This window comes from Nocardiopsis sp. NPDC057823 (assembly GCF_042797335.1).
In the GTDB taxonomy this organism is placed as follows: Bacteria; Actinomycetota; Actinomycetes; order Streptosporangiales; family Streptosporangiaceae; genus Nocardiopsis; species Nocardiopsis changdeensis.
Genome location: NZ_JBHVLR010000001.1, coordinates 881,869 through 893,367 on the forward strand (window position 1 = coordinate 881,869; position 11,499 = coordinate 893,367).

The 11,499-nt window shown below is 71.2% G+C and carries 13 protein-coding genes and 2 CRISPR repeat arrays (1 of these 15 only partly in view); of the genes, 4 read left to right on the forward strand and 9 right to left on the reverse strand.

Translation table 11 applies throughout. The annotated features are described in order from the left end of the window. Positions 1–300: a CRISPR direct-repeat array (repeat unit 29 nt; unit sequence GTGAGCCCCGCGCACGCGGGGATGGACCG); it begins 156 nt to the left of the window's first position. 65 nt (positions 301–365) lie between these two features. The 6 genes from ACFVNO_RS04030 to ACFVNO_RS04055 form a co-directional block, all read right to left on the reverse strand. Then, complete coding sequence (locus ACFVNO_RS04030; RefSeq protein WP_378889044.1) at positions 366–575, reverse strand: hypothetical protein; 210 nt, start codon at positions 573–575, stop codon at positions 366–368. Positions 576–782: 207 nt separating this feature from the next. After that, entirely contained in the window at positions 783–1,094 is a 312-nt protein-coding gene (locus ACFVNO_RS04035) for a hypothetical protein (RefSeq protein ID WP_378889047.1), read from the reverse strand. A 6-nt stretch (positions 1,095–1,100) separates the two neighbouring features. Beyond that, positions 1,101–1,253 (reverse strand): hypothetical protein, encoded by a 153-nt coding sequence (locus tag ACFVNO_RS04040; RefSeq protein ID WP_378889050.1) that lies wholly within the window; start codon positions 1,251–1,253, stop codon positions 1,101–1,103. Positions 1,254–1,753: 500 nt separating this feature from the next. Next, positions 1,754–2,026: a CRISPR direct-repeat array (repeat unit 29 nt; unit sequence GTGAGCCCCGCGCACGCGGGGATGGACCG). 75 nt (positions 2,027–2,101) lie between these two features. Continuing rightward, a complete protein-coding gene (locus ACFVNO_RS04045) occupies positions 2,102–2,527 on the reverse strand; it encodes a VOC family protein (RefSeq protein ID WP_378889053.1) in 426 nt (141 codons plus the stop codon). A gap of 159 nt (positions 2,528–2,686) precedes the next feature. Then, positions 2,687–3,340 carry a class I SAM-dependent methyltransferase gene (locus tag ACFVNO_RS04050; RefSeq protein WP_378889056.1) on the reverse strand — a complete coding sequence of 218 codons (654 nt, stop codon included), beginning with the start codon at positions 3,338–3,340 and terminating at the stop codon, positions 2,687–2,689. A gap of 135 nt (positions 3,341–3,475) precedes the next feature. After that, positions 3,476–3,922 carry a glycine-rich domain-containing protein gene (locus ACFVNO_RS04055; RefSeq protein WP_378889059.1) on the reverse strand — a complete coding sequence of 149 codons (447 nt, stop codon included), beginning with the start codon at positions 3,920–3,922 and terminating at the stop codon, positions 3,476–3,478. Between the two features lie 590 nt (positions 3,923–4,512). Here ACFVNO_RS04055 and ACFVNO_RS04060 point away from each other — a divergent pair. Then, complete coding sequence (locus ACFVNO_RS04060) at positions 4,513–5,409, forward strand: hypothetical protein (protein ID WP_378889062.1); 897 nt, start codon at positions 4,513–4,515, stop codon at positions 5,407–5,409. Between the two features lie 70 nt (positions 5,410–5,479). Here the strand turns inward: ACFVNO_RS04060 and ACFVNO_RS04065 are convergent, their stop codons facing one another. Continuing rightward, positions 5,480–6,040, reverse strand: coding sequence for a GNAT family N-acetyltransferase (locus tag ACFVNO_RS04065; protein WP_378889065.1), 561 nt, complete (start codon positions 6,038–6,040; stop codon positions 5,480–5,482). A gap of 688 nt (positions 6,041–6,728) precedes the next feature. Here ACFVNO_RS04065 and ACFVNO_RS04070 point away from each other — a divergent pair. Further along, on the forward strand, positions 6,729–7,550 hold the full coding sequence (locus ACFVNO_RS04070; RefSeq protein ID WP_355262387.1) for a MerR family transcriptional regulator: 822 nt from the start codon (positions 6,729–6,731) through the stop codon (positions 7,548–7,550). 186 nt (positions 7,551–7,736) lie between these two features. Here the strand turns inward: ACFVNO_RS04070 and ACFVNO_RS04075 are convergent, their stop codons facing one another. Continuing rightward, complete coding sequence (locus tag ACFVNO_RS04075) at positions 7,737–7,967, reverse strand: hypothetical protein (RefSeq protein ID WP_355262384.1); 231 nt, start codon at positions 7,965–7,967, stop codon at positions 7,737–7,739. Positions 7,968–8,321: 354 nt separating this feature from the next. Here ACFVNO_RS04075 and ACFVNO_RS04080 point away from each other — a divergent pair, with 354 nt between their 5' ends. Both ACFVNO_RS04080 and soxR read left to right on the forward strand, forming a co-directional pair. After that, positions 8,322–9,824, forward strand: coding sequence for an MFS transporter (locus ACFVNO_RS04080; RefSeq protein ID WP_378889070.1), 1,503 nt, complete (start codon positions 8,322–8,324; stop codon positions 9,822–9,824). 43 nt (positions 9,825–9,867) lie between these two features. Beyond that, on the forward strand, positions 9,868–10,329 hold the full coding sequence (gene soxR, locus ACFVNO_RS04085; protein WP_355262378.1) for a redox-sensitive transcriptional activator SoxR: 462 nt from the start codon (positions 9,868–9,870) through the stop codon (positions 10,327–10,329). A 229-nt stretch (positions 10,330–10,558) separates the two neighbouring features. Here soxR and ACFVNO_RS04090 read toward each other — a convergent pair whose 3' ends face one another. Continuing rightward, positions 10,559–11,398 carry a helix-turn-helix transcriptional regulator gene (locus ACFVNO_RS04090; RefSeq protein ID WP_355262375.1) on the reverse strand — a complete coding sequence of 280 codons (840 nt, stop codon included), beginning with the start codon at positions 11,396–11,398 and terminating at the stop codon, positions 10,559–10,561. Between the last annotated feature and the right edge of the window lie 101 nt (positions 11,399–11,499).

The window sequence follows — 11,499 nt, forward strand, 5'->3', positions numbered from 1 at the left end:
CAGCACGCCACCCAGGCCGCCTACGACGTGAGCCCCGCGCACGCGGGGATGGACCGCGCCGCGATCTTGGCGTCGACGAACTTGATGTGTGAGCCCCGCGCACGCGGGGATGGACCGCTGCTCTGACCTGATGCGGCCTTCCACGCCCCGTGAGCCCCGCGCACGCGGGGATGGACCGGCGCCTCGGCCCCCGCCGCGTTCCCGGGCCTCGTGAGCCCCGCGCACGCGGGGATGGACCGGGCACCGCCCCGCCGTCGCACCTGCGCCGGATGTGAGCCCTGCGCACGCGGGGATGGACCGGCGACTAGGCCCCCGGGCCTTTCGCATGCCCGCCCTCTGGATGTGCCTGCGCGAAGCGCTTCGACCTACCCACCCGGACAGTCCTCGAAGCCGTCCGCAACCACTTCCCTAATGCCTACGAGCACCTGGCCGAGGACTACCCCGGCAAGGTCGTCCTCGCCGCGTTCGAGCGCGAGTACCGCAAGAACCGGCTGGAGTACGGAGTCACCGAGGCCCGACCGTTCTTGATCCCCGAGGGCCAGCAGCGGCTCGGACAGAGCCCCTGTGAGTTCCACGCCACCCCTGGGGCTTTGATCGCGTTCTGCTTCACCTGGGCCTGCCCGGCGGGCACCTCGTTGACTCCGGAGGACCGTCCCCACCCGCCGGGCTCTCCACGTGCCCGCCGCGCCCCACCCCGGGGTCTCTCCTGCAGCGGGTCCTCACGTCCCATCCTCGTCTCCGCGTTCGGCTGGGGGGCCTGCGCGTCGAGACAGGGACGGGGCCTACTTCTCCGCCTGGTCCCGCTTCTTGCCGAACCACGGGTCCACGAACACCGCACCGAAGACCAGCACGGTGCCCAGGACAATCGACGCCCACACAAGCAGAGTTCGGTTCGACCAAGCGGCCGCACATGCCGGGCCTCCGAGGTAGCTGCTCTCGCGATCGAACACCTTCCCGCACTCGCCTATGAACATGGGCCCGGACTGGACGGGGTCGATGGACTCGATGGGCTCGATGGGTAGGAGCCCCGCGACGACACCGGTCACCATGAGGGCGACGCCGACCAGGATGAACAGCTTCGTGGAGTGCCGCATGATCGCCTACCGGTAGTACGTCTTCGTGGTCTTCTTCCGCGGCACGATCATCCTGAACAGCCACATCCCGCACGTCAGCAGGGTGAGCAGCAGGTGTGTGGAGTTCGCCAGCCCGCCCAGGCCGCGCCGCTTCTCGACGCTCTTGGTGTACCGGGGCATCGGCGGAGGAGTCGCGGGCGGCAACTGCTGAGGCGGCGGATAGAACACCTGCGGCGGGGCGGAGGAGGCTGCTGCCGCCCCTGCCGGCGGCGAGGATCATACGGACTCTGAGGCCCAGGTCCAGGGGCAGGGGATACGGCACCAGACACCTCCGGTGCGAGCGTGCGGGATGCCACCACGGTAGCCTCGCACACCCCGCCACAGGGGCCCTGGCCGGCACCGGACACTACGACAACTAGAGCCCCACTGGGGCGTCAGGGGATGACCGATGCCAGGGGGATGGGCGGGATCCAACCGCCGGGTCGAAGTCTCGGCCGCGCCGGTAGCTCGTCTCTGAGGCGGGGGCCGTGTCGTGTCTGCGGCCCCTGCCTCCGTTCCTCCGCGTGCACTGCCCTGCTTGAGTACTCAAGCCGCCACATGCCACAGTGGACGAGGCTGCGGGCCCTTCTGAGGCTAGATAACGTGGGGATAACGCCTCACGTTTTCCCAGGCCGCGAACTGTGAGCCCCGCGCACGCGGGGATGGACCGCCCCGGAGAGCGTCGCGGGCCTGATCATCGGCGTGAGCCCCGCGCACGCGGGGATGGACCCCGGTCTAGATCGGTGACGCTCGTGTCGTCGTCGTGAGCCCCGCGCACGCGGGGATGGACCGGCGATGGAACGGGTGGTGCCCCTAAAGCGCAGGTGAGCCCCGCGCACGCGGGGATGGACCGGAACGGTCCTTGGCAACCGCGCTGTTGTAGTCGTGAGCCCCGCGCACGCGGGGGTGGACCGAGCGAGTCCCGGCCGCGCCGGTGACCCGCACATCCGGGGTGGAGGCCGCACCGGCGTCCTCCACCCCGCACCCCCTCAAACCCCATCCGCCTCCACGACGGTCACCTGCCACAGATGCCCGTCCGGGTCGGCGCAGACACCGGCATAACCCCAAGGCTGCTGCTCGGGCGCCGCCACGATCTCGCCTCCGGCCTGCCGGGCCCGTTCGATCACCTCATCGACCGCCTTCGGCGTGCCGACCACGAAACTCAGCAGCACCTCGTGCGACCGGGGCGGTGCGACCTCCCGGCCCTCGCCCAGGACCCACCCGAACCCTCCCGTTGGAATGAGCATCAGCCGCGTTCGCTCGCCGATCTCGAACTGCAACGGCTCGGGCACCCCGTCCTCGGCCGGCTCACCCAGCGCCGCGAGACCGAACACCTCCCGGTAGAACACCATCGCCCGCATCCGGTCCGCGATCGGCAGACTCACCACGATCGCGCCGCCATCACTTGCGGCCATGACCGCTCCCTTCCTTCTGTGCGCCTTCTGGATCCATCCCTTCCGACCCCCGCGAGCCCCTGAATTCATCGCGCTCGGGCCGATGACACCGAAGAACTCGTAACGCAGCCCGGGGCGACTCCGCGCACGCGGGAACGGTTCGACCGGACCCGTGAACGCCTACCGGATGGCGACCCCGATCACCGTGCCCACGTGATCCTCCTCCGGTGCCGTCTCCTCCCACACCCGGACCTGGCCGAACCCGTGTCCGGTGAGGATGTTCTCCCACTCCTCGGGTTCGTAGGCCCACCGGTACACCCACACCCGGCGGCCGGTGAACCCGGCCCCGTACATGCCCTGCACCCCGTACGACCCCGGTACCGCCGAAGCGTGGGAGAACACGAACTTCCCGCCGGGCTCCAACCGGTCATGGACGAGGGGGAACAGCACCGCGGGGTCGGTGAACCACGCCGCGCCCCAGATCGAGTAGACCGCCTCCCACCTCCGGGCGGTGCCGCCCAGGAACTCGGTCACGTCCGCGTGGTGGAACTCCGCACCCAGGTGCTCCCACCGCTGCTGCGCGGTGCGCACGGCCACCGGGGACACGTCCACGCCTGCGGCCTTCACCCCTTGGGCGGCCAGCGCGGCGACCGCGTCGCCCCGACCGAATCCCAGCTCCAGGGCCGTGGAGGGTTCACCGAGCAGTTCGGCTCCGGGCCCGTGCCCCGGGTACTGGGTCCACTCCAGGACCGGGGCCTCCTCCGGCCCTTGCCGGGTGACACCCTGGATGTACCGGTCCCAGTAGCCGGGAATGTCCGTGGTCGGGTCGGCCATGGTGTGGTCCTTGCGGCTTCGGTGACAGGACCCGCACCACGGTAGCCACGCCACGGTCGTGACGGCAGGGGAACAGCGGAAGAGGCCGACACCTCCAAGAGTGTCGGCCTCGTCCTGGTCCAGCCGTCCGCCGGGTCAGTGGCAGTTCGACCCAGGGGCGCAGGGAGTGCACTGGAGGGCGTCGCGGTCCCACAGCGGCCAGTCCACCGTGAACCCGTTCTCCTGGATGATGCGGGCGGTCCTGGCCACGGTCCCGTCGTACTTGAACTCGATCTCGGGGACGTGCTCCAGGAATCGGCCGCCGAAGTACCGGTGGCAGAACTCGCGGTAGTTCACCGTGTCCAGGATGAACCCGTGCACGGCGATGTCGACCAGCGGCCCGCACCCGATCTCCAGGCCCTGCCCCCACTTCTCCATGGCGGTGATCAGGTAGGCGACGGCCTGTCCGAAGCACCGGTCGGCCATCACGGAGTCCCAGGGGTGGTCACGGGTGAGCAGGGCGATCTGCCGGTCCCACACCTGGGGGGTGACGAAGCTGTGCGGATCGCGGGTGGTGGTGGAGGTGTCCGCAGTCGCGGTCATGATGTCTCTCCTTCCGGCCCCGGCCGGCGGGGTCCGACCGGGGTATCTCCCAGAGAACGCTCCTTGCCGCGTGCGCATCAATGCCGTCACAGGGAGCGGACATTGACCGGGGAGACAATGTTGGGACCCCGTCGGCCCGGGTACATCCCCGAACCCCAACTCCCTTCTTCCCCCGGGAGACGGATGTGAAGGTCACCCGTACCGTCCGTGCCCAGCTCGCCCGCGAAGCCTCCCGTATCCGCGCCGAACAGCAACGCCACGGTGCGCCCGTCCCGGCGATCGCGGCCCAGATCATCCGGGACCTGCCCATCACCCCACTGGAGGCGTGGCGGCTCGCCTACGGGTGGTCGCGCCCTCACATCGTGGAAGCCGTTGCCGAGGTGTACAGGGCGGACGGGCTCGCTCCTCCCGGGCTGACCACCGCCATGCTGTGCCGATGGGAACACGGATACTCCCGCCCTGGCCCTGACTACGTTCACGCCCTCGCCCGCGTGTACGGGGTCCCCCCAGCTCGTCTGGGTGTTCCCCTCCCGGGTCCCGCCCCTGGTTGGTACGGTCACCGCATACCGCAGCCGCGACAGGAGCACCGTATGCCCGCCGAGTACCCCGAACTCACCGCCGTCGCCGACAGCATCGCCCTCACCGGCCCAGGCGCGGGCACCCCCGACCTCGCCTACCAGGCCCTGGCGTTCTACGAGCTGCGGTACAGCGACTACCCGCCCCACGTACTGGCCGCCGAGGTGGCCCGCTGCCGCAACCTCCTCATGGTCCACCAGGACACGGACACCCGGCGTGTCCTCGGATGGCTGTCCGCACTGCTCGGTAACCTCGCCCACCACACCGGGGATGCGACCGGTGCTCTCATCCACCTCGGCACGGCGGCACGGTTGGGGGAACAGGTCGGAGACCGGTGGTTGACCGGCTGGAGTCTGGGCGCCCAGTCCATGGTGGCGTTGGGTCAGGACCGGGCAGGCGATGCGTTGGAGCTGGCGGGACAGGCGGCCGGGTTTGTGGACACCCCACTGCGGCGGGCACAGATCATGGCGTGGTGCCGGTTGCGGGCCCTCGCCTCGTTGGGGGACCAGGACGAGACGGCTCGGGTCGCTGACGCTGCGCGGCGGCACATGGACAGCGCTGAGGAGACCGGGGGCCGCTTCGGGTTCGACCGGGCCGAGTTCGAGCTGCATCTGGCGGAGGCCGCGTTGGGCCGGGACCCGGTCGGTGCCGCTGCGCACGCGGACATATCGGCCGGGCTGAAACGGGTGGGGTCGCCGGGGTGGGCTGCTGCCACGGTGGTGTTGGCGCGTGCTCAGGCCGCGGTCCGGGACGGTGAGGGGGCGGCCGAATCGGGGCTGCGGGTGCTGGACACAGTACCGGCCGAGGGGGTGCGTGAGACCACGAAGGGCCGACTGCGTCGGTTGGTGGAGGACCTGGAGGGATATCCGGGCGCTGCGGGGTTGAGGGAAGCCGTTCAGGGGCGTTGGTGAGGCTGCGTCGTGCATACGGGGATGGGTCACCTCGTCGGGGGTGCGGACGAAAGGCGGGCAGGTCCCGGTCCTACCGGTCGGCCGCCGGGCGCCACTCGCGGCGGAGGAGGCCGAACACCCAGGAGTCGGAGACCTCGCCGTTGACGACGCAGTCCTCGCGGAGGGTGCCTTCGTGGACGAAGCCGAGCTTCTTCAGGACCCGGGCGGACGCCGCGTTGCGGGTGTCGGCCTCCGCCTGGACACGGTTCAGGTCCAGGGTGTCGAACGCCCACCGCAGGACGGCGTGCGCGGTCTCCGTGGCGTAGCCGTGACCCCACACGTCGGCGTCGAAGATGTAGCCCAGGGACGCGCTGCGGAAGTCCGGGTTCCAGCCGGTCAGGCCGCACCAGCCGATGAACGCGCCGTCGGAGGCGCGGTCGACGGCCACCCGCGCCCCCGTCCCCTCCTCCTCGATCGTCCGGCAGTTCGCGAGGAAGCGCTGGGCGCGGGCCGGTTCGGTCCACGGCGGGGAGTCCCAGTAGCGCAGCACGTGCGTGTTGCTGTGCAGCGCGTACAACGGCGCCGCGTCGGCCTCGGTGAACGGCCGCAGCCGCAGGCGGGCGGTGTGCAGCTCGGGAGCGGGCAATGTCATACGGGGCATCCTGCCGTCCAACGATCACCTCCGACCACCTTTTTATCCGGACGCCCGGGGCCGTCATGGACCCGGTGCCCTTCAACGGACGCGTCGGACGGCGCCCGGTCGGTCTCGTGGACCCCAGGGCCACGATCACCTTCGAACGCCGTCTCCGCCTTGGAGCGGTAGGAGATCATCGGACCAGGAGGCCCCGATGACCGCGTTCCCCGTTCCTGGCAATCACTTGCATTGGTGGCTCGTCACCGGCACCCGTTGGCGGCGTCTCCACGCCATCCCCGCGTCCGTATTCGACCAGTGGGACGAGGACACCGTCGGCGCCCTGTGCAGGCACCCCGGACCCACCGCATCCGCCTTGTGCGGATATGAGGGCGGATGGCGGCTCCCGGGAATGCTCACCCGACTCGGCCAGGCCAGGTGCGCGCAGTGCTGTGATCGGCTCGGTATCGGGCGCGGGCACGGCACCCCCGTGAACGAGGGAGCGTGAGCAAGTGAGCAATGAGAGCGGTCCGACCGTGTGAGCCCGTCCGGGACGGTCGTGCCCGGCGCCGCATCGGTGGGGGCCGCGCCGGTGGCGCCTGCGTCCTTTCCCCTTCTCCCTTTCCCCTTTCGTCCTGTCTCCGATCCGGCGGCCTCCGAGTAGGGTCTTGACCCTCACACCGTGTCAGGCGGTCGACTCGGAGACACCATGTTCACCATCGGAGATTTCGCCCGGCACGGCTGCGTCTCGGTCCGCATGCTGCGTCACTACGACGCGACAGGACTCCTGCACCCGGCCCACGTCGACCCCGCCAGCGGCTACCGCTACTACACCGCCGCCCAGCTCTCCCGCCTCAACCGGATCATCGCGCTCAAGGACCTCGGATTCACCCTCCAGCAGGTCCGGGAGATCGTGGACGAGAAGGTCGGCGCCGACGAACTGCGCGGCATGCTGCGGCTGCGGCGGGCCGACCTGGAGACCGCGAGGGCTTCCGCGGAAGCCCGGCTGCTCCAGGTCGAGGCGAGGCTCCGAGCGATCGAGAGCGAGGGCCACATGCCCACCAACGACATCGTCATCAAGAACGTCCCCGCCGTCCGAGTGGCGGAGCTGACCGCGACCGCCGCGAGCTTCGAGCCCGAGGACATCGGCCCCGTCATCGGGCCGCTCTACGACGAGCTGTTCCGACTGCTGGACGCGGCCGGCATCGTCCCCACGGGCCCCGGCATCGCCTACTACGAGGACGCCCCCGAGGGTGGCGGCCGGATCACCGTCCACGCCGCCGTCCAGGTCTCCGCGCCTCTCCGGGACGGCGACTTCCGGGTCCTCGACCTGCCGTCCCTGGGCCAGGCGGCGACCATCGTGCACCGCGGCTCGATGGACGCCGTGCTCCCCACCGCCCAGGCCCTGGCCCACTGGATCGACGCCAACGGCTACCGGCCGGCCGGGCACCCCCGCGAGATCAACCTGGAGTGTCCCGAGGACCGCGACGACTGGGTGACCGAACTCCAGGCACCGGTGACCCGGGCCTGACCGGTCGTTCCCGGCCCGTCCGATCCCGTCCGGCCCGGTTCCGCCCGGTCCCGCCCGGACCAGGGCCGGGACCGGGCACGGGGTCGGGTGGCCCCGGGGCCGCAGCGCGCCCCGCCGCCCGACCCCGCCCTCCGGGGCTTCCCGCGACGAGCCGGTGCCCCGGAGGGGAACCCGCGCCGATCCGCCTCAGCGGCCCTCGGTCCCGTTCCTGCGGGCTGCGGCCCTGGCGCCCCGTCGGCGCAGGTCGGCCCGTGCCGTCCACTCGTAGACCGCGTCGTACCCGGCGATGCCGAGCCCCATCAGCCCCAGGAGCCCGGTGATCACCGTGGCCGGGATCAGGTCCAGCATCCTGGAGAGCACCGCCACGACCATGAACCCGATCCCCAGACCCAGGCCCCACTTCCCAATACCGCTCATACCGAGCGAACCTATCGGATCCGCCCTGGCCGAGGATTCCGTGGTGCACACGACGTGACCGGCGATGTGACCGGTCGTGGCCGGGCCGTTCGAGCGCCTCAAGCGCCTCGAGCGCCTCAAGCGCCCCGGGCGGTCCGACCCACCGGTGGTCTCCGTGCCGGTGACGAGCCCGGCGGCGCCGACCGCCTTCGACGGGGCGGCACCCGTTCCCGCCGTCATCCGACCGGCCCCTCACACCCGGCCCGCCTCGACCTCTGCGTGAAAACCGGCTCCGACCAGGGCATTTGACCTCAACAGCAGTTGAGCTGATGAGGTGTTCGCCGTCTGCTTCGGAACCAGGGAGAGCGAACGGTCATGGCGAACAGCACAGGCGGAGCGGTCACGGGGGCCGCACCGCACCCGGGACCGGCGGACCGGCCGTCCCGATTGACACTTCCGGTGGTCCTGGTCGGCGTCGTCCTGGTGGCGATGTCCATCTCGGGGACGGCGGTGGCACTCCCGAGCATCGGCCGTGACCTCGATACCTCCGGTTCTCCGTTGAACTGGGTCGTCGCCGGTTACAACCTGGCCTTCGCCGCCATGACGCTCATCGCGGGGTCGACCGCCGACCGGGTCGGACGGCGGCGGGTCTTCGTCGTCTCGGCGCTGGTGTTCTCGGTCGGCTTCCTCGGGACGGCACTGAGTCCGATGATCCTGGCCGTCGACGTTTTCCGCATCGTCTCCGGTGTCGGGGGCGCGGGGATCATGGCGGCGGGCGGCGCCGTCCTGGCCTCCACGTACGAGGGGGCCGCCCGCAACCGCGCTTTCGCTCTGATGGGCACCATGGCCGGGCTCGGTATCGCGATCGGCCCCACCTTGTCGGGACTGCTGATCAGCGCCATGGGGTGGCGGGGAGGCTTCGCGGCCTTCACCGTGATCGGACTGCTGGTCGCCGTGGGCGGGACCCGTGTCCGGGAGTCCCGCGCAGCCGCTTCCGAACGGACCGACCGTGTGGGCGGTGTCCTGTTCGTGGCCGCGCTGACGCTGTTGATGTTCGCGCTGCTGGAGGCATCCGCGCTCGGCTGGACCCACCCGGCCGTCCTCGTGACCGGCATCGGGGGCCTGGCCGCCCTGGTCGTGTTCGGCATCGTCCAGCGGCACAGTGCCTCTCCGGTGCTGGCACCCGCCCTGGTCGCCAACCGCGGATTCCTGGGGTGGAGTCTGGCGACCCTGACCACCTCCATCGGGTTCCTGGGCGTCCTGGTCTTCCTGCCCACCTACCTGCAGGCGGCGGCGGACCTGTCCCCCGCGGCCGCAGGGATCGCGATGCTGTTGCTGACCGCTCCCGTGCTCGTCGTGCCCATGGCCGCGGTGGGGCTGGTGAACAGGGGGGTCCCGGCCCGTGCGCTGATCATGGTCGCCCTGCTGCTGGTCGTGGCCGGGAACCTGTGGCTGGTGACCCTGGACGCCGAGGACGCGGTCGCCGTCGTGGCAGCGCCGCTCGTGCTGATCGGCATCGGTATGGGGGCGTCCTTCGGTATCACCGACGGCCAGGCCATGGCGCTGGTCGACCCCGACGCCGTCGGTACGGCGGCCGGTTTCCTCAACACCCTGCGGGGAGCGGCCGAGGCCCTCGTGATCGCCGCGTACAGTGCTTCTCTCGTCGGTCTCCTGTCGGCCAGGCTCGATGACGCGGACCGCGCCGCCGAGGTCGGCGCCGGACGCCTCACCGACGGAGCGGAGGCGGTGGAACTGGAAGCCTTCACCTGGTCCTGGCAGCTGACCCAGCTCGGCGTCGGCCTGCTCTGCCTCGCCCTGTCGGTCACCGTGGCCGTCCTGGTCTACGGTCGTGCCGCGGCGTCCCACCGGGCAAGCTGAACGCCTGAGCACCGGGACCCCGGGCACGGAGAGGAGCGAGCCGGTGAACGTCGGTCCAGACGACCACCTCACGATCGGTGAGGTCATCCGCCGGACCGGTGTGTCCGCCTCCGCCCTGCACTTCTACGAACGCAAGGGCCTGATCTTCAGTGAGCGCGGCGGTGCCAACCAGCGCGTCTTCCCCCGGCACATGCTCCGCCGGATCTCCTTGGTCATCGTGGCCAAGAGACTCCGCATCCCGCTGTCGGACGTCGCCGAGGTCTTCGCCGGCCTCCCCGTCGACCGCGCCCCCACCCACAAGGACTGGCAGCGGGTCTCCCGGCGCTGGAAGAAGCAGCTGGAGGAACGCCGCCGTGTCATCGAGAGGCTCGAACAGGAACTCACCGGCTGCATCGGCTGCGGCTGCCTGTCGATGAAGGCATGTCTGCTCCTCAACCCCGACGACGCCCTCGGCGGCCGCGGCCCCGGCCCGGTACGCCTCCAACAGCCCGACGCCGCCCCCTAGCCCGGCCGGGGTCCGGCTTCGGGCGGGTCCGCCGCCAGAAGCGGGAGGCGCGCCGTGTTCGCGGGCCGCGGACGCGCTTTCCGGCGGCCCCGGGCCTTTGGGACAGGGCCGCGGCCGATCCCGTCCTTCGGACCGGCGGCGGTGCCGCCCCTACAGGTTCGGCGGGATGCCGCCGGCCGGCCCCGCGCACCGATCCCCGGTTCCCACCCGGTCCTCCTCGGCAGGCCCCTCAGCCCAGCGCCTGCGCCCCGATGACCGACAGCAGCCGGAGCTTCTCGTGGCTCTCACTGCCAGGGACGGCCGTGTAGACCAGCAGCGAGTGCGACTGGCCCGGGTCGATCAGCCTTTGGCAGTGCAGCTCCAGGGCGCCGACCTCCGGGTGGACGAAGTGCTTCACGTCGTGCGGCCGCACCCCCACCTCGTGCTCCTCCCACACCCGCCGGAACTCCTCGCTCCGCTCCAGCAGCAGCTCCGCGAGGTGAGCCGCCTGCGAGTCCGGCCCCCGCAGGGTGAGGACCTGGCGCAGTCCCGAGGCGTACATGCGGGAGAGGAACCCGTGCTCCTCCGGCGCGTACAGCAGCCGCGACCCCGGGTCGGTGAACCACCGGTACCCGATACTGCGTTCGGGCCCCGTGAACCGGGTCGTGTCCCCGGTCAGCGCCACCCCCATCGGGCTCTGCCGCAGCGTCTCCCCGAGCTCGGTGACCACCTCCGCGGGCGTGTCCTCCAACCGGTCCAGGATCCGCAGCAGGCCGGGGCTGACATGCTCGCTGACCGACCCGCGCGCGGGCGGGTTGTGCCCGGCCAGGCGGAACAGGTGGTCCCGCTCGTCGAGCGACAGGTGCAGCCCCTGGGCGATCGAGGCGAGCATCTGGTGCGACGGCTGCGGCCCGCGTTCCTGTTCGAGCCGCGAGTAGTAGTCGGTCGACATGTGGCACAGCGCCGCGACCTCCTCGCGCCGCAGCCCCTTGGCCCTCCGCCGCCGCCCGCGCAGCATGCCGACGTCCTCGGGTTGCAGCGCCTCCCGCCGGTTCCGGAGGAACTCCGCCAGTCCGGTGCGATCGATCACGGCACGCCTTCTTCCTGCCAGGGGTTCGGGGATCCGGGGCTCCGGCCTGTCGGGACCCGAGGGCCGGGACGTCGGGGACCCCGGGGATCCGCCGCCGGAAC

What these genes read in the sequence shown, in the direction of transcription:
- ACFVNO_RS04075 (WP_355262384.1), bottom strand. Translation starts at nt 7,967, where the DNA reads ATGAGCGGTATTGGGAAGTGGGGCCTGGGTCTGGGGATCGGGTTCATG.
- ACFVNO_RS04055 (WP_378889059.1), bottom strand. Translation starts at nt 3,922, where the DNA reads ATGACCGCGACTGCGGACACCTCCACCACCACCCGCGATCCGCACAGC.
- ACFVNO_RS04045 (WP_378889053.1), bottom strand. Translation starts at nt 2,527, where the DNA reads ATGGCCGCAAGTGATGGCGGCGCGATCGTGGTGAGTCTGCCGATCGCG.
- ACFVNO_RS04065 (WP_378889065.1), bottom strand. Translation starts at nt 6,040, where the DNA reads ATGACATTGCCCGCTCCCGAGCTGCACACCGCCCGCCTGCGGCTGCGG.
- ACFVNO_RS04035 (WP_378889047.1), bottom strand. Translation starts at nt 1,094, where the DNA reads ATGCGGCACTCCACGAAGCTGTTCATCCTGGTCGGCGTCGCCCTCATG.
- ACFVNO_RS04050 (WP_378889056.1), bottom strand. Translation starts at nt 3,340, where the DNA reads ATGGCCGACCCGACCACGGACATTCCCGGCTACTGGGACCGGTACATC.
- ACFVNO_RS04080 (WP_378889070.1), top strand. Translation starts at nt 8,322, where the DNA reads ATGGCGAACAGCACAGGCGGAGCGGTCACGGGGGCCGCACCGCACCCG.
- ACFVNO_RS04070 (WP_355262387.1), top strand. Translation starts at nt 6,729, where the DNA reads ATGTTCACCATCGGAGATTTCGCCCGGCACGGCTGCGTCTCGGTCCGC.
- ACFVNO_RS04060 (WP_378889062.1), top strand. Translation starts at nt 4,513, where the DNA reads ATGCCCGCCGAGTACCCCGAACTCACCGCCGTCGCCGACAGCATCGCC.
- ACFVNO_RS04040 (WP_378889050.1), bottom strand. Translation starts at nt 1,253, where the DNA reads ATGCCCCGGTACACCAAGAGCGTCGAGAAGCGGCGCGGCCTGGGCGGG.